Below are 16,975 nucleotides of genomic sequence, written 5' to 3'. Positions count from 1 at the left end.
GCTCGGGAATCGCTAGACTTAATCCCGTGTTCGTGGCCGAAGGCGATTCTCGACGGGAGGAGTGACGATTCTTATGCGGCGCGTGGTGACCATTGATGGGCCGGCCGGCTCGGGGAAAAGTACCGTGGCCCGGATCGTGGCCGACCGGCTCGGCTGGAGGCTGCTCGATACGGGGGCGATGTACCGCTCGGTGGCCCTGGCCGCCTTGCGAGCGGGGATCGACCTGGCCGACGAGGAGGCCCTCGGCGCGCTGGCTGGTCGTGTCACCGTGACGATGCCTCCGGGGCAGGTCTTGCTCGATGACCAGGACGTAACCCGCGAGATTCGCACGGTCGAGGTCACACGAGTCACCCGATTCGCCGCCGAGAACCCTCGCGTGCGCCAGGTGCTCGCCTCGTGGCAACGGGCCTTTGCCGCCGAGAACGACACGATTACCGAGGGCCGCGATCAAGGGACGATCGTCTTCCCCGACGCCCCTTGCAAGTTCTTTCTCACCGCCGACCCGACCGAACGGGCCCGCCGCCGTCACGCCGAGTTCCTCCAGCGTGGCGAGTCCATTTCGTTCGAGGACGTGCTCCGCGACCAGCTGCGACGCGACGCCGAAGACACCGAACGCGCCATCGCCCCCTTACGTCCAGCCGACGATGCAACCCTGATCGACACGACCGGCCGGACCATCGACGAGATCGCCACGATCGTCGAGACCGCGGCCCGTCGCTGTTCGGGCGAGACATGCTTTCCGGAGCCTCCACAGTCATGACTGCCCCCGAATCGGCCACACCCTCGACGCGCCGCCGCGACCCGGACGAGGTTCCCCGGTTTGATCGCCCGTGGTCTCGACGGGTCGGCTACCGCTTCACTCAGTGGCTCATCCGAGCATTTGCGGCCTGCTACGGCGGGTTCCACGTTTCGGGGCAAGAGAATGTCCCGGAACGCGGAGCGGCCTTGCTCGTCTCGAACCACATGAGCTTCTGGGATGTCCTGGTGCTGGGCAGCGGGGTGCGCCGCCCGGTGAACTTCGTGGCGCGGTCATCGCTCTTTTCACCGAAATTTGGGGGCTTCCTCCGGTTTTACGGTGCCTTCCCGATCCAGCGAGACGGCTTCGGATCGCAGGGGTTCAAGGAAACCCTTCGCCGGCTCAAGGCCGGTGGCATCGTTACGTTCTTCCCCGAAGGAACCCGATCGCCCGACGGCACGCTCCAGGAGTTAAAGCCCGGCATTGCCGCCCTGGCGACCCGAGCCCGCGTGCCGATCATCCCGGCCGGGATCGCCGGCACGTTCGAATCGTGGCCCCGCGATCAAAAACTTCCCCGCCCTTACCCGCTTCGCTTGCACCTCGCGCCGAGCATCGCTCCCGAGGAACTCGACGGCCTCTCGCCCGAGGACGCGACCCAGTTGATCCGGGAACGACTGGAACAGGCGATTGAGGTCGCTCAGCAGGCGTTGCCTCCCGCCAAGCGGCGAGCGATCAAGGGCTCATGATCACTTCGGAAAATTCCGGTTGGCCGATTCGGGCCGTTCGGGTACAGTCCCCCGCCGGCCGGATGGCCCCGCCACGTCTTCCGATCTCCCTCTGTTGAGCGTTCTGAGCGCGCGGCCCAAAATCCAAACCGGCCGATCCCCGGAATCGACCCGAGTGAGCCTCAGAGCGAGCAGGACGGCTCGCCCACTCACCCGGCACCCGGCCCGGGGCGGACCCTCCCTCGGCACAGGAGATCGCCATGCGACGCCCCTCGACGTCGCGCCGCCCCGGTCCCGCGGGACGGGCCCTGGCCCTCGCCAGCCTGGCCCTCGCGACCGGTTGCACGCACAATCACTACTATGGCACCTCCCCGGCCTATGTGGTTCCGGGAGAAACCGTCATCCTCGACGACGTTTGCGAGATCCCCAGCCGGGTCGTCACGCAGAGCCCCTCGCTGGTGGCTCGGGCCGAGGCCCCGCGCTCGTCCGTCTCGGCCGAGCCCGACCTGGTGACCAGCAACTCCCGATCCTCTCGGGTGGTCATCAGTCGTCCCAGTTCCGGCCCGATGGCCGGCGGCGGCTGGAATCCCCTCAGTCGCAACCCGAGACTGGTGACGACCGAGGTGCAAGGCGGGGCCGACGAGTCGCTCGTCCGCTGAGAGTTCCCCGACCCCTGAGGAGTCCGTCACGTCCATGCCCCGTCGTCGAGACTCGTTCCAGGCCGCGCGCTGCCTGATTACCGGAGCATCGTCCGGAATCGGTGCCGCCTTCGCTCGATTGCTGGCCGCCGACGGCGCCCGACTGGTCGTAACCGGTCGATCGGCCGATCGCCTCGCAACAGAGGTCGAGCATCTGAAGGCCGCCGGTGCCTCCGCCGATCAGATCCTTGCCGTTCCCGCCGACCTGACCGACGCCGACTCCCGCCGGTCGCTCCTCGATGCCACGGCCGAGCGGTTCGACGGTGCCCTCGATCTGGTCATCAACGCCGCCGGGGTCGGGGCCTATGGGCGGTTCGAGTCTCACGCGCCCTCGGTGATGCGTGATGTCTTCGAGATCAACGTCTTCGCCCTGGCCGAAATGTGTCGGGGGACCTTGCCGATGCTCCGCCGAGGCGATCGCCCCTCGTTGCTCAACATCGGCTCCATTGTCGCCCGCCGCGGCTTGCCCGGCCGACCCGAATACTCGGCCAGCAAGTTCGCCGTTGCCGGCCTGACCGAAGCCCTCCGCGCCGAGTGGACGATCGACGGCATCCACGTCATGCTCCTCAACCCCGGTTTCACCACCACCGGATTCGAGCGCAACGTGGTTGTCCACACCGCCATCTACAAAACCGAATCTCACCGCAGCATGCCCCCCGACGCCGTTGCCCAGGCCGGACTCCGCGCCTTGCGTCGCGGTCGCCGCGAGCTGACCCTGACCTCCCGAGGACGCCTGCTTCTGGCCGTCAATCGCATCGTTCCCGGCTTCGTCGACTGGGGCTTCGGCCGCTGGACCCGACGGCTCTACGCCGATGCCCCCGCCCTCGCCGCCGCTGAGCAACGCGCGACCAATTCCGCCCCGCCCGACGCTTCCTCCTCCTGAGAATTTGCCATCAGCGCTCCCTTGCCGCTAGAATACCTTCTCACGATTCCCTCGGGCGATTAGCTCAGCTGGTTAGAGCGCCTGTTTTACACACAGGATGTCGGGGGTTCGAATCCCTCATCGCCCACTTCGCCCGCTTGGTCTCCTTCACAAGCTCGTCCCAGGGGGGCGCATCACCAGGAGGGTGATGGAGGAGGCAGGCTGATGGAATCCACCGAGATCGGCAAAGCGGCGATTGTCACCGGTGCGGGGTCGGGCATCGGGCGAGTGACGGCCCTTGCGTTACTGGCTGAGGGCTACTCGGTCGCGCTCGCGGGACGACGGGCCGAGGCCCTGGAAGAAACGGTCGAGCGCGCCGGGGAAGCGCGATCGCGGGCGATTGCCGTGCCGACCGACGTGACCGATCCCGACTCCGTTCAAGCACTCTTTGAGGCCACGAACCGGGCGTTCGGCCGCATCGACCTGCTGTTCAACAACGCGGGGACGGGGGCTCCGGCGGTTCCGCTCGAAGACCTGACGCTCGATCAGTGGCGGCGGGTCATCGACGTGAACCTGACCGGCACGTTCCTTTGCACCCGAGAGGCGTTTCGATTCATGAAACGTCAGGAGCCGCAAGGGGGGCGGATCATCAACAATGGATCGGTGTCGGCTCACGTGCCGAGGCCCCATTCCGCCCCATACACGGCGGCGAAGCACGCAATTACGGGGATGACCCGCTCGACCGCCCTCGACGGCCGAGCGTTCGGCATCACCTGCGGTCAGATCGACATCGGCAACGCCGCCACCGAGATGACCGCCCGCATGCAGGGCGGTGTCCGACAGGCCGACGGTTCCATCGCCACCGAACCGACGATCGACCCCGAACACGTCGCCCGAGCCGTCCTTTATATGTCCAGCCTGCCGCCGGAGGCCAATGTCCTATTCCTGACCGTCATGGCCGCCGGGATGCCGTTTGTCGGCCGGGGCTGAGCACGTCAGGATTGTCGTCGAGCAATCGTCCGGGAGCAGCGATCGACGCAACGCTGGCGACGATCAGGCTCCCGGACGTTCGTGGATCAATCGAGATGTTCATCCCTGGAAGCGTTGCGACCCGTTCGCGGATCGGTGCGGGCCGTAATCGACCGTCACTACAATAGGCATTGCCTGATGAGGTCCGCCGAGCAGGGCAGACGAGGCAGCCTGTGGGCTCGCGGCGATCGGGAAGGAGACCGGCACGGCGCGAGATCGCCGGGTGGCCAGTGCTTCCACAAGTTGCCTGACCCGTTCATTCGGCAGGAACGACGCACAGCCAACGAGCATGATCAGGCCGAACGTCCACATGCCCAGGCAGGCGCCGATGCCCAGGTGCATCGCCGTGCCTCCGGCGAGCATCACCGGCCGCCAGTTCCGGTTCCAGATCAAGGCGCAGAAGAAGATTTCCCAGAGGATCGTCGTGTGGGTCGCCAGGTTGATCAGCAATGGATGCCCGGCCAGCCAGGTCATATCCATCGACTGGTATTCCAGGTTCGCAAACGCCAGCCACATCGCCTCGCCGTTCCACCAGGCCAGCCCCTGGAGTTTCGAAATCCCGGCGAAGAAGTAGATCGTGCACATGTGCACTTGAATTAACCGCTTGCCCAGGTTTGCCCGGGAACTGGGGGCGGCCTGTGTCACCCCTCGGCGCCGGGCTCGCCAGCGATCGACCGAGACGGCGCGGCCGGCATCGCCGATCGTCAGATACAGCGTGAGCATCACGTTGATCTGATCAAGGCCGAACAGGGCTTCAGGCGTTCGATGGGCGAACGAGATGGCGATGATCAGGGAGAGGACCGAGGTCACTCGCGTCCAGAGCCCCACGGTGAACATCGCCAGAATGAGCATCGAGAGACCGTAGGCGGTCCACATCCATTCGGGCTCGATCCACCACCAGAACGAATAGGCGAACTGGTATTCCTGGAGCGTGCGGACCAGTTCGACACTGAGCCAGGCGTCGGGGCCGAAGAAGTCGTTGAGGGCCAGGCCCCAGACGGCGTGAGTGTAGAGCAACATCAGGCCGGCGAGCACGCGAAGCACGCCGAGCAAGGTCGGGTCGGCCGGTGCGAACCAGAAGCGGTTCCAACCTTCGGAGATGGCCCGCAGGCGATCTCGAACGGCCTCAACGGCAAGGCTCACTGCTCGTCCCATTGGTACACCCCCAGCGGTTGCTCGACGTAACTGGCCGGGTCATCCAGGCGAACGCCTTCCAGAACCATCTCACGGGTCGGCAAGTAGTGGGTGATTTGCGACAGGCTCACCCGATCGGCGCCGTATTTCGTCCCGATGTGGCGGGCGAACGACTCGTGCCAGAGTTCTCGCAGTTCGGGATCGGTCCCCGCCATGTGTTCCGAGAGCATGAAGTGGCGGTGATAAAGCAATCGCGGGCCGATGTCCCGGTTCGGGATCTGGCCGGTCACGACGGTGCCGTCTTCTCGCTCGGCCACGTAGCCGAGCAAGGTGCTCTCGGCCGGCTCGGGGGCGAAGAAGTGGTAGCCGTGGTTCAGGAAGAGCAGTTGCAGATACGGGTGAACGACGTCCCAGGCCGTCCGGGCCAGGTCCGACGAGGGAGTCACCGAGGCCGGGGCGATGATGATCGCCGAGACATGCAGCACCAGCCAAAGGTTGACCGCCCACCGCAAGGTGCGCCTCCCGATCCGTCGAGGAGGAGGGCAGGCGTCTTGGCCCAGCCCATCAGCATCACGATCGCGGTCGCGATCCGAATCGACGTCCATTTCGAGACCTCCGTGATCGATCCGATCCAAATCCCTTTGCCCAACGACCCGAACCCGGGGACTCTCTCGATCGTCTTGCGACGGCACCGAGGATGAGCCTCCCGGGTCGGATCCGTTCTCAATCGATCACCCTACGGCCGATCAGCGACCGGCGAGGACGACCGAGCCGTCGAGATCGACGGCCACGTTGACCTCTTCACCCGGGTTGACCCGAGCTTCGACCGTCTCAGAGACGATCTGACCGTTCCGTTCGAGTTCAACCCGAACGTTGGTGACGAACAGTTCACCCTCGGCGATCGGCGGGGTGACGAACCGACGCTCGGCGCCGGTCAGCGTCATCAGCTGATCCTGGAGGTACACCTTGGCATCGGCCGGAACCGAGATGTTCAGCACGCCGTTCTGAGCAACCGGAACGTACTGAGGAGCAGCCTGAGGAGCCGCGACCGGGGCGGCCGGGTAGTATCCGCCGGCCGAGCCGTACGATCCACCGTCGGAGGCGTAGCCGCCGCTCGACCCGCCGCTCGATCCGTGAGAACCGCCGCTGGAGCCGCCGCTCGATCCGCCGCTGGAGCCGTGGTGCTTCTTGAACAGGCCGCCACCGTGCGATCCGCCGCTCGACCCGCCGCTGGAACCACCGCTGGAGCCGTGGCTGGTCTTGGTCAGGCCGTGCGATCCGCCGCTGGAGCCACCGCTCGATCCGCCGCTGGAGCCGTGGTGCTTCTTGAAGAGGCCGCCACCGCTGGAGCCGTGGTGCTTCTTGAACAGGCCGCCACCGTGCGATCCGCCGCTCGACCCGCCGCTGGAACCACCGCTGGAGCCGTGGCTGGTCTTGAACAGGCCACCGCCGTGCGAACCACCGCTGGATCCGCCGCTCGATCCGCCGCTGGAGCCGTGGTGCTTCGAGAAGAGGCCGCCACCGTGCGACCCGCCGCTGGAGCCGTGCGACCCGCCGCTGGAGCCGTGCGACCCACCGCTCGATCCGTGCGATCCACCGCTGGATCCGTGTGATCCACCGCTGGATCCGTGCGACCCGTGACCAAACAGCCCGGCCAGCGCCACATGAGGCACGCCGAGTGAAAGGGCTCCGAGGCAAGCAACCGAGAACGCCGATCGGCGAAGCATTGAGATCATCCCGTAATTCCTCCGCATATGCGAATTGCGAACCGAAGAGTCCGACCCAGATGCCATCACGAACCACCAAGCCCGGTGACCGAAGGAGTCCGACCGACATGGCCCGTTCCGCACGAACAACCACGCCTGCCGAGAACCGCCTTTATCCGGACCCGGTCGGGAGCTGCCCGGCCTCGCCTCGACCACCAAGGCGTTCCGGGCTTGATACGGTGAGACATCCACCCCAACACGGAGGGTGGAGGTCAGGACACCTTCGAGTTGTAAAACTGGGATGCCTGGGTGCCCTGCACAGCTAGAAAATACGAGGGCATTTGCGTTGAGTCAAACGGTTAGGGTCAGTTTGGTGAAAAATTTCCAAAAGCAAGCCAGGAAAACGGGAGGGTTTGGTAAGACCTGGGCGCAACCCCGAATCGTCACCCAGCCCGTTGGCTTCCGAGGGGGTGGGCAGGAAAAGGGCTCAAGGACCCTGCATTGAGCGGCCGGGGGGGCGAACCGGGGACGCAGAACAATCGCCCGACCGTGTCCAGGGGCCGACCGGTCGGGCTCTCTGCGTTTGAGGACGATCAAGGGCGGGGCGCCCCGGTCCTTTTCACGAGGTGAAGTGGTCCGCAAGCGGGGCCGGAACGGGACGGCTCGTGCGGGACTCGGGGGCGATGGTCACGAGTGTTACGACCGCATCGGCGGCGATGGTTCCGTCTGCCTTCCGGATTTCCTGCCGAAGCGCGAAGCTGGTCCGGCCGAGCCGCTCGGGCCGGGTCACGATGGTCAACCGCTCCCCCTGACGGCACTCCTTGCGAAAATTCAGGTTCAGGTTGACCGTGACCGTGATCGCTCCGAGCCCCAGCAAGGTGTCGTAGTCGAGCCCGTGCTGCTCGTACCAGTCTTCTCGGCCCCACTCCAGGTAATCGACGTATTTTCCGTTATTCACATGGCCGTTCACGTCGATTTCCGTTGGGCGAACGACGATCTCGATCGAGGTTTCCATGGGTCCTTGGGGCGCTCAGGGGGCAGTGGAAGGTGATTCGGCAGGCCGCGAGTCGTGTCGGTGCGTGGTGTGGGCGACCTCGTCGTTGACGGGGCCTGAGGCCAAAGGCACAGATCAAATCACGACCGGTGCCGCTTGGCCTTCTCCGCTCACGAGGTCTCCTCCTCTGCGGAGAACTCGGCGAGGAACTGTTCGAGCGGAGGCCGTCGCAGATGGTCGCCCGATCGGAGTTGAAAGGCCGAGGCGACCGCCAGCAATGTTGTCTCGTCGTACAGTCGGCCCGTGAAGGTGATCGAGCCGGGGCCGTCTCGACCGTCGATGTCCTTCATCCCAAAGGGAAGCACTGCCGTCGGGTGGCCGGTCAGATTGGTCAAGGCCAGGTCGTCGGCGTCGCAGACGTACAGATCGACCGTCTCCATTAGTTCAGCCATGGCTCGCATGAGCAAGGTGCGGACCCGGGCCGCGCGCAGGTACTCGACGGCCGGAATAAACTGCCCGCGCCGGAAGGTGATCGGCCAGCTATTGAGCCCCTCGGTGATGCTCGCCCGCGTCAAGGCATCGAAGACCGTGGCCGCCTCGGTGCCGAGCATCAGGGTAATGCTCGACGTCGGGTACTGGTCGGGCAGGGCGATGGGGACAAGGGTGACCCCCAGGTCTCGCAAGATCGCCAGTTCCGGTCGATCGTCGGCCGAACGTTCCGGATCCTCAAGGTAGCCGACCCGCAGTTTGGGTAGGCTGACCTTGGGTGGCCAGGCAAACGGCTGGTCCATGGCGCCCGAGTCAAACCCGTCCGAACCGTGAATTGCGTCGAGGATCAGGGCACAGTCTTCGAGCGATCGGGCGATCGGGCCGACCTTGTCCATCGTCCACGACAGGGTCATGCAGCCGTGTCGGCTCACCCTGCCAAACGTCGGCCGCAACCCCGAGGCACCACATGCGCGACACGGCGAGACGATGCTGCCGAGCGTTTCGCTGCCGATTGCGAACCCGACCAGGCCCGCCGCTGAAGCCGACGCCGACCCGGCCGACGAGCCGCTCGATCCCCGCCTCGGGTCCCAGGGGCTGTTGGTCCGACCGCCGAACCAGCGGTCTCCCATCGCCAGCGCGCCGAGCGAGAGCTTGGCCACCATCACCGCCCCCGCCTCCTCCAATCGGGCGGCCACGGTCGCTTTGGTGTCGAGCTGTTGATCCTTAAACGGCGGCGCTCCCCAGCTCGTCGGATAACCGGGGTAGGCCATCAAATCCTTGGCCCCCCAGGGAACGCCGTGCAAGGGGCCTCGGTACTGTCCCGCGGCCAGTTCCGCGTCGGCGCGCCGGGCCTGTTCCCGAGCGGTTTCCTCGGTCAGCGTGACGACACACTTCAACATCGGATCGAACCGCTTGAGCCGCTCAAGATACAGCTCGGTCAGTTCGATCGACGAGACCTTCCGCGATCGGATCAGGCTGGCCAGTTCGGTCACGGGCAGGAAGGCGAGGTCCTCGTCCGATGCCGGCCGCTCAAGGGTGTGCCATTCGCTCGGCTCGGCCTGATTGCGGCGAATCTCGGCCGCGGGGCGCAGGTCCGGGTCTGGCAGGAAGGTCAGGGCCGGGGGCACGTCGTAATCGACCGGCACGGCCCGCAGTTGCCGGAAATCGGCCAGCGCCCGCATCAGGGCATTGGAGATGCTCGCCCGCTCATCGTCGTTCAGTGCCAGTCCGGAAATCCACTCGGCCTGGGCGATCAATTCGGGAGTGACCATCACTCCCTCTCCCACCCCCGCCGCCAGCGCCCGATGAAACGTCGCCGAGCCGATCCCGAGCGCCCCCAGCGCTTTCAGGACGGCCCGGCGATGCAACCCTCCTCGCCCCTCACCTTCGGATCGAACGTCATCCCCAGCCAGTTCACCGCAATTGCTGTGCATCATGGGTGCCTTTGTCAACGTGCAAGAGAAACGAAGAGGGGCGAGCCACGGAAGGATGATCAGTGCGAATCAAAACATGAAATTAAGTGAAGTTTTTCGCGATTCACCCTGGCTGACCTCCTCATCCGGCCTTCGGCCACCCTCTCCCCCCTAATCGGGGGCGAGGGCCGTGGTGAGGGGGCAGTGCCGGGGGCGCGAGAACGGTCCTTAAAGACTCTTCAAAAACGCGATCAGATCCGCCAGGTCTTCCCCTCTGAGCGGTTCCTCAAGTTGATGCTCATGTTCTGTGAAGACGTCTTCGAGCCTGTTTGCCTGTCCGTCGTGAAAGAACAGTCGCCGTCGGCCAACCCCTCGGAGCGACGGCGGGTTGAACGCGGTCTGGCCTTGCTCGTCGCTCAGGCCCACGTCGTACACCTGGGCCGAGGTATAAACCGGCGCCGTGTGGCAGCGGTCGCACCGTAAGGAGCGGAACAGATTCGCCCCCCGGGCGACCGCCTCGGCGTCGTACGAAGGATGCTCCGGAGGGGTCAGGGCAGGGGGAGGGCCGAACGATCGGAGAAAGGCTTCGATTTCCGTCGCCTCGTCGTCATAGAGCGGATACCCCCTCATGCTTGAGGCAACCGACTTCTTGATCTGGTCTCCCAGAACCTCGATTCCCCCGTCCCATGCCCAGGGCTCCGTCTCACCGACGCCCAGCAACGAGAGGGTGCGCTTCGGGGTCCCGTACGAATCATCGCCGAGCGTGTCGGCCATCTGGCCGTTGGCGTGGCCGTCGGTGTGGCAACTATGGCAACTCATCCAGCCGTCGTGTGAGAGGCTCGCGTCATAAAATCGCAAGCGGCCCAGGCGAACCGGGTCGGGCTCGGGGACCGGGCCGAGGGAGATCGATACCGGCTTCGATCCATAGGCCAGGGTGACGATCGAAACCGAATCGCCGAAGGCATTGGCCACCGCAATCTGATCGGAATTCGGCAGCCGGACCATCGCCACCGGCCGACGCCCGACCGTGACCCGCTGCCCAATCGAGCTCCCCTCGGGGCCGAACGCGACCCTGTTGACTCCGCCCAGAGCCACGGCGATCCGCCCTCCCGGAATCGCCAGCACGCCGTTCGGGTCCCCCGCGCCGTCCCCCACATCGCTCAGGTGCTGACGGGTGCTCGCCGCGTGCAGGTCGGCATCCGGGTCGAGCAGGGCCGTCATCGGAATCGTCCGCAACATGCTGCCAATAAATCCGGCCCAGTGAATATCATTCATGTCGGTGCGTGCCGACCGATTCAGAATCTGATGGGTGATCAGGAGCCGATCCCCCTCAATGCTTTGCACCATGCCTCGGATGTTGTGCCCAGGCAGTTCCCGGATCGACTCCACCGCTCCGGCGTTCCCGTCCACCACCGCCAGATGCCCGCCGAACGCGTCGGCCACGACCACACGACCGTCCCCGATCGTCAGCACGTTCCTCGGCTCGAACGGTAACCCGACCGTGTGCCCCACCCGCAACGGCCGATCCGCCTCGCTCATCTCAAGGATCGTCAGTGTTCTCGACCAGAGCGACGCGACGAACGCCCGAGCGCTATCCGGCTCGATCGCCACTCCCACCGGCGTGTCCGCGATCGTCAGGCGATCGACGACCGAGAGGCTTGGCCCCTCGACTGTCATCAAGACGGCCTCGTCCTTCTCCTCATCGACCGCCAGCAGAAACCGGCCATCCGGCGTCGCCGCCAGGGCGGAAAGGGCGGCACCAACCGGCTCCTCGTGAGCGACCACGAACCGTTGCGTGTCGATGACCGAGACGGTTCCGCTGCCTCGGTTCGCCACGTAAAGCCATGATCCCTCGGGGGAAACGGCCAGCGCGACGGGTTCTCGCCAGCGCAACTCCGGAGCCGAGGTCGACGGATCGGACGGGTCGCCCTCCCGAGGATTCCCCGCGATGCTGACCGGCGGAACGAGCAACAGAAGAGAGAACGCGATCAGGGCAGACGCCGCGATCGTCTCGGATCGCCAAGGGTTCATGCGGTCGGGCTCCCTGGGGCCTTTGCGGTGCAACGGGTCAACCGGAGCGGGCGATTTGAGAACGATTCTACGCGGAATCGTCCCCCATGCCCACGGCTTCGCCGCCGGACCCTCGCCGATCGCTCGGCCTCGATCCCGTCTGACCGATTGCGTCACGTCCTTCGATTCGCCACGATGGCGGGATCGCCGCTCACCTCTCCCGCGCAGGATCAACCCGGATCGGCGGATCATGCGGCGGCGGCTCGATCCCATTCCGACGCCCCCCAGAGATTTCCTTGCCATGATTCGATGCGCCCCCCTGACGCCCGCGGGTGTCGTCCTGCTGCTGGCCATCTGTCCCTGTCTCCACGCGCAAACGTCGCTCGATGAGCGATTGGACCCGCTGCTCCAGTCGCACCAGGGGAAGGTCTCCGTCGCGGTCGAGCACCTGGAGTCGGGCGAAACCTATCGCAAGGACGCCGAGCGTCCGATGCCGACGGCCAGCCTGATCAAGTTCCCCGTCATGGTCGAAGCCTACCGCCAGGCCGCTGAGGACGGGCTCGATCTGAACGATCCGGTCACCCTGACCGAAGAGGACAAGGTCCCCGGCTCGGGAGTCTTGACGTACCACTTCTCTGCGGGGGCCTCGTTTCCGCTCCGCGACGCGATCCGCCTGATGATCGCCTACTCCGACAACACCGCGACGAACCTCGTGGCCGACGCCATCGGCCTGAAATCAACCGCCGACACGATGGAGCGCATGGGCCTGCCGAACACGAAGCTTCACTCAAAGGTCTACCGCCGCGATACCTCCGTCTTCCCCGACCGCAGCCCCGAGTTCGGCCTCGGCAGCACCACGGCCGACGAAATGATCACCCTGCTCAAACAGCTTCACGCCCGCGAACTCGTCAGCGCTGACGCCTCCGAGCAAATGTACGAACATCTGCTCAACTGCCAGGATGACAAACTGTTCAAGCGCTTTCTCCCCTCCGGCACGAAGGTGGCGCACAAGACCGGGGCGGTGAACCAGGTTCGCACCTCGGCCGGAATCATCGAAACCCCCGGTGGCCCCGTTGCTCTCTGCGTCCTGACCTCCGAGAACGAAGACACCCGCTGGACCGAGGACAACGCCGCCGAACGCCTGATTGCCCGCGTCGCTCGAGAAGTGTACGACCACTTCAACCGCTTGCCGGAAGAGACCGAAGACACCGACGACGCTCCCGAGACGATCCGATTCGGCGCCAACGGCTCGGCCGTCGAGGCACTCCAGCGCCGTTTGAACGCCGCGCTCGATCCCTCCCCCGGCCTCTCGGTCGATGGCGACTTCGGCCCGGCGACTCAGTCGGCCCTCCTCCGCTTCCAGAAGCTCCGCAATCTGCCCACCAGCGGCAATGCCGACCCGGAAACCCTCGCGGCTCTCGGCACCGAACCGCTCGAAGACCCGCCCGTCCCCTCTCCCGAGGAAGTCAACAACCAGGTCGAGGAGAAGGCCGAGCCCGACCCGATCGACGGCCCTCCCTTTGTCACCGCGAAGGCCTGGGCTATCATCGACGCCGACTCCGGCGAGCTGCTCGGCGGCGCAAACGAAGACACGGCGCTCGACATGGCCAGTACCACCAAGATCATGACCGCTCTGGTTGTCCTCCGCCTGGCCGAGGAAGACCCGGGCATCCTCGACGAGGTCGTCACCTTCTCCGAGCGGGCCGACCGCACGACCGGATCGACCGCCGGCGTCCGCGCCGGTGAGCGTCTGACCGTCCGCGAACTGCTCTACGGCCTGATGCTCCCATCCGGCAACGATGCCTCTGTTGCCCTCGGCGAGCATTTCGGCGCCCGACTCGGTCCCATCGAAGACGACCCGAACGAGGTCGATCCCCTTCCTCGCTTCGTCGCCTCCATGAACCGCCTGGCGATCGAGCTGGAACTGGCCGAAACCCGCTTCGCCAACACCCACGGTCTGACGGCTCCAGGACACCATGCCAGTGCCCTGGATCTCGCCCGACTGGCTCGGGTCGCCCTGGAGAACGAACGGTTCGCCGAGATCGTCTCCACCCGGCAGCGCGGCTGCACCCTGTTCGACACCGACGACACGCCTCGCAACGTCGTCTGGCGGAACACCAATCGACTCTTGCCAACAGAGGGATATGACGGTGTGAAGACCGGCACCACCAGCGCCGCCGGTGCCTGCCTCGTCGCCCGAGGCTCGCGAGGCGATGACCAGGTGATTACCGTCGTCCTCGGCAGCACCTCGGCCGATGCCCGCTACACCGACGCCCGCAACCTGTTCCGATGGGCCTGGACCACCCTCGGCCACTCCGCCGACGCCCTTGCCACCGAGGCTGCTGCCGGCCGTTGAGTTGTGTGGTTGTGTTGATGCGATCCCGGTTTTCTACCCTCTCCCCTGCTGCGGGGGAGAGGGTGGCCGAAGGCCGGCTGAGTGGGCCGAGGGTGCAGGAATCTCGATCCTCGTGCGAATCGCCCGCGGAGACGATGCGTGTCATGATCGACGACGATCCCGACGATTTCGGCCGCCCCGGTGCTCCCGGCGTCCGCGTTTCCGCAGGAGACGACGACCCCACGCCGGTCGCCCTCTGGTACGGTACGTTCGATGTCATCCTGCGCGGCCTGCATGATCTCTGGTGGTGCGACCGTCGGATCAAGCGACTGAAGCTCTTGAGCGACTGGATCGCCGACCGAGGGCTGTTTGATCCCGAAGTCGGGCGATCCGTGCTCAACGACCCGGCCGAAACCTTGGCCGCGTTCCGATTGCTCCGCGATCGGTTCGCCCGAGGCCCAACCGAGCCCGGCGACGAGGTCGATGCCGCCCTCGTCGCCCTGATCCGTTGCCTGACCGAGGCGATTGCCCACGATCAGCCGGTTGTGTGGGATCGGATCTGAGCCGACCGCATCAGGCGCTGGCCGCCGCCGCCGCGTGGGAAGCAAACACCGAGGCATCCGGAATCGCCAGATCCGCCCGGCTGATGGTCGGGGCCGACCACGTCGGCAGGTCGCAGAGTCCCCCACCGCAATAGGTGTGATGCCAGAGCTGCGTGGCCACGACCATCGTCAAGCTCAGGTCCATCCCCCCTTGCCTCGGGGTCACTCGGGGGAACCACCGGCGTCGGGCGACTTCCGCCGCGACGGCCTCGGCATCAAAGAATCCGGTTCGGCGGAGCGATTCGGGGCTGAGCAACTGGTCAACCCATCCCGGCCGGTGCGGGCCCAGGAAGGTCCTCGACAGGCTGGCGCGGAACATCTCCTTCGGTCGGCTCGCGGTTTTTTCGCCGATCGGGCTCGGCAAGACGCGCCGAGCGACCTGGCGGAGCAGCCATTTATCCGTCTTGCCGCGCAGCTTGTATTCCGGGGCCAGGGCGGCACAGAAGGCGGTCACGTCTTCATCGAGCAGGGGATACCGCGTCTCGACCGAGGCGTTCATCGCCACTCGGTCACCCTTTCCGGCCAGCAGCAGGCCGGGCAGCATGACCTTGTATCCGAGGTACAGGGATTGATGCAGCGGGTGCCAGTGCCCGAAGCGATCGTGAGCAATCCCCATGTCCTCGCCGTAGGCACTATATCCCTCAAGGGACGACCACATCGACTCCGAATAAACGCGAGCACGCGATTGCCCGAGCATGTCATAAAGTTCTTGCTGCGCGACCCGAGCCCCGCGAACCGGGAACCTCGGATTGCGCGCTCTCGGGTCGGTCGAGATGCGGTTCAGGAACCATTCTCGGCCGATCCGGGGGAGGGTTTCTCCCCATCGGGCCTTGAAGCGATCGCGCATGGCGTGCATTCGGTGCCACGGATAGCCGGCCATCGCCTCGTCGGCCCCCTCGCCGGTCAGGGCAACTTTGTAGCCGTTTTGATGCACCGATTGCGCCAGGCGAAGCAAGGTGGCGCAGGCGGTATCCATCACCGGCATCTCGGCGGCGACGATCAGCTCGGGATACGTCTCGGCGATCCGAGCCTTCGACATTTCCACCAGCGTCAACGGAGATCCCACCCCGGCCGCCGCCTCGCTCGCCTTGGTCCGTTCGTCTGGACCGGCGCGGTCGAGCGCGACCGAAAACGAGGGCAGGGGGGTGCCCCGCTCCTGCCCGGCCACGCCCAGCACGATGGCCGAATCGAGGCCACCGCTGATGTAGCTGACCACCGGCACATCCCCGCGCAATCGGCGGCGGACGGCGTTGCGGATCAACCCTTCGAATTCCTCGATCAGCCCCTCGACGTTGTCTTCTCGTCGCTCCTCGCCCGCATCGGGGAATTCCAGATCCCAGTAGCACACGACATGCTTACGCCCCGATTCCGCGTCGACCCGCAAGAAATGTCCGGGGGGCAAGAGATGAACGTCTCGAAAACAGGTGCGCTGGATGCTCGCTGAGAAGGTGTTGAAGAAGGAGTCCAGCCCCTTCGGATCAGGGATCGGATCGACTAGCCCCGACGCCAGCAGGGCCTTGATCTCCGAGCCCCAAAGCAGCCAGCCATCCCGCTCGGCATAAAACAAGGGGCAGATGCCCACGCGATCACGAGCCAGGTGCACGGTCCGATGGTTGCGGTCCCAGAGCGAGACGACAAACTGCCCCTTGGCGGTGCGGAAGGCTCCCTCGCCGTAGTCTTCGAACAGGTGGACCCAGATCTCCGTGTCGCATCGTGACTGGAGTCGGTGCCCCTGGGCGATCAGGTCGCGCCTCAGGAGGTCGTCGTCGTACAGCTCGCCGTTGAAGGCGACCCAGATAGAGCCGTCTTCATTCGCCATCGGCTGAAAGCCGCCGTCGAGATCGACGATCGACAACCGCCTGGCCCCCAGGAACACCCCCGGTTCGCGGTGAATCCCTTCCGCGTCCGGTCCCCGATGCTCGATCGCCCGGGTCATGGCCACGGCTCGATCGAGCGGGAAGGTGCGACGAGCTCCGGTCAGATCCACGGCGCCAGCGATGCCACACATGATGCGATCCTCAACGAAGCAGCCGGACGAAATCACACGGGTGCCAATCGAGGCGAGATCAACACCCGCCGGCCAGGTCCGCCTGCCCGCGCCGAACCGAAGAACGCGACCAGCTCGGCCGACCAGTCCCGCACGTAACGCGAACCCAGGAGATTTATACCATATGGGTAGCCTGCGAGGCGGAGCGTGTTCGCCTTGGGTCTGCGGGTTGTAGCGGTTCTTTGGGCAAAGGTCG

At 65.7% G+C, this 16,975-nt stretch carries 14 protein-coding genes and 1 tRNA gene; 8 read left to right on the top strand and 7 right to left on the bottom strand.

From position 1 onward, the window contains the following. Positions 1-73: 73 nt before the first annotated feature. The 6 genes from cmk (at position 74) to GA615_RS20330 (ending at position 4,011) form a co-directional block, all read left to right on the top strand. A complete protein-coding gene (cmk, locus tag GA615_RS20355; RefSeq protein WP_152053164.1) occupies positions 74-760 on the top strand; it encodes a (d)CMP kinase in 687 nt (228 codons plus the stop codon). Next, positions 757-1,482 (top strand): lysophospholipid acyltransferase family protein, encoded by a 726-nt coding sequence (locus tag GA615_RS20350; protein WP_152053163.1) that lies wholly within the window; start codon positions 757-759, stop codon positions 1,480-1,482. Before cmk ends, GA615_RS20350 begins: the two co-directional genes overlap by 4 nt. A 239-nt stretch (positions 1,483-1,721) precedes the next feature. Then, the gene (locus GA615_RS20345) at positions 1,722-2,120 is read left to right on the top strand and encodes a hypothetical protein (RefSeq protein WP_152053162.1); all 399 of its coding nucleotides are present in this window, start codon (positions 1,722-1,724) and stop codon (positions 2,118-2,120) included. Between the two features lie 34 nt (positions 2,121-2,154). Beyond that, a complete protein-coding gene (locus GA615_RS20340) occupies positions 2,155-3,042 on the top strand; it encodes an SDR family NAD(P)-dependent oxidoreductase (RefSeq protein WP_152053161.1) in 888 nt (295 codons plus the stop codon). Positions 3,043-3,095: 53 nt separating this feature from the next. Then, positions 3,096-3,169: transfer RNA gene (locus tag GA615_RS20335), tRNA-Val, on the top strand. A gap of 77 nt (positions 3,170-3,246) precedes the next feature. Beyond that, positions 3,247-4,011: an SDR family oxidoreductase gene (locus GA615_RS20330; protein ID WP_152053160.1), complete on the top strand. Its 765-nt coding sequence runs from the start codon at positions 3,247-3,249 to the stop codon at positions 4,009-4,011. Positions 4,012-4,110: 99 nt separating this feature from the next. Here the strand turns inward: GA615_RS20330 and GA615_RS20325 are convergent, their stop codons facing one another. From GA615_RS20325 to GA615_RS20300, 6 genes are all read right to left on the bottom strand, one after another. Next, the gene (locus GA615_RS20325) at positions 4,111-5,205 is read right to left on the bottom strand and encodes an HTTM domain-containing protein (protein WP_152053159.1); all 1,095 of its coding nucleotides are present in this window, start codon (positions 5,203-5,205) and stop codon (positions 4,111-4,113) included. Further along, positions 5,190-5,789 carry a hypothetical protein gene (locus GA615_RS20320; protein WP_152053158.1) on the bottom strand — a complete coding sequence of 200 codons (600 nt, stop codon included), beginning with the start codon at positions 5,787-5,789 and terminating at the stop codon, positions 5,190-5,192. The genes GA615_RS20325 and GA615_RS20320 overlap by 16 nt, the downstream gene beginning before the upstream one ends. A gap of 141 nt (positions 5,790-5,930) precedes the next feature. Then, a complete protein-coding gene (locus GA615_RS20315) occupies positions 5,931-6,920 on the bottom strand; it encodes a TIGR03000 domain-containing protein (protein WP_152053157.1) in 990 nt (329 codons plus the stop codon). Between the two features lie 589 nt (positions 6,921-7,509). Further along, positions 7,510-7,905: an acyl-CoA thioesterase gene (locus GA615_RS20310; protein WP_152053156.1), complete on the bottom strand. Its 396-nt coding sequence runs from the start codon at positions 7,903-7,905 to the stop codon at positions 7,510-7,512. A gap of 149 nt (positions 7,906-8,054) precedes the next feature. After that, on the bottom strand, positions 8,055-9,809 hold the full coding sequence (locus GA615_RS20305) for an amidase (RefSeq protein ID WP_152053155.1): 1,755 nt from the start codon (positions 9,807-9,809) through the stop codon (positions 8,055-8,057). A 204-nt stretch (positions 9,810-10,013) separates the two neighbouring features. Then, complete coding sequence (locus tag GA615_RS20300) at positions 10,014-11,816, bottom strand: cytochrome c peroxidase (protein ID WP_161602457.1); 1,803 nt, start codon at positions 11,814-11,816, stop codon at positions 10,014-10,016. A gap of 280 nt (positions 11,817-12,096) precedes the next feature. On the opposite strand from GA615_RS20300, the gene GA615_RS28240 reads away from it, so the two are divergent. Both GA615_RS28240 and GA615_RS20290 read left to right on the top strand, forming a co-directional pair. Then, entirely contained in the window at positions 12,097-14,151 is a 2,055-nt protein-coding gene (locus GA615_RS28240) for a serine hydrolase (RefSeq protein WP_235905580.1), read from the top strand. A gap of 143 nt (positions 14,152-14,294) precedes the next feature. Next, positions 14,295-14,693, top strand: coding sequence for a hypothetical protein (locus GA615_RS20290; protein ID WP_152053153.1), 399 nt, complete (start codon positions 14,295-14,297; stop codon positions 14,691-14,693). Positions 14,694-14,703: 10 nt separating this feature from the next. Here the strand turns inward: GA615_RS20290 and asnB are convergent, their stop codons facing one another. Further along, a complete protein-coding gene (asnB, locus tag GA615_RS20285) occupies positions 14,704-16,740 on the bottom strand; it encodes an asparagine synthase (glutamine-hydrolyzing) (RefSeq protein ID WP_152053152.1) in 2,037 nt (678 codons plus the stop codon). Between the last annotated feature and the right edge of the window lie 235 nt (positions 16,741-16,975).

It is taken from the genome of Tautonia marina (assembly GCF_009177065.1).
In the GTDB taxonomy this organism is placed as follows: Bacteria; Planctomycetota; Planctomycetia; order Isosphaerales; family Isosphaeraceae; genus Tautonia; species Tautonia marina.
The sequence above is the reverse complement of the archived record's forward strand: the minus strand, read 5'-3'. Positions and strand labels throughout refer to the sequence as shown.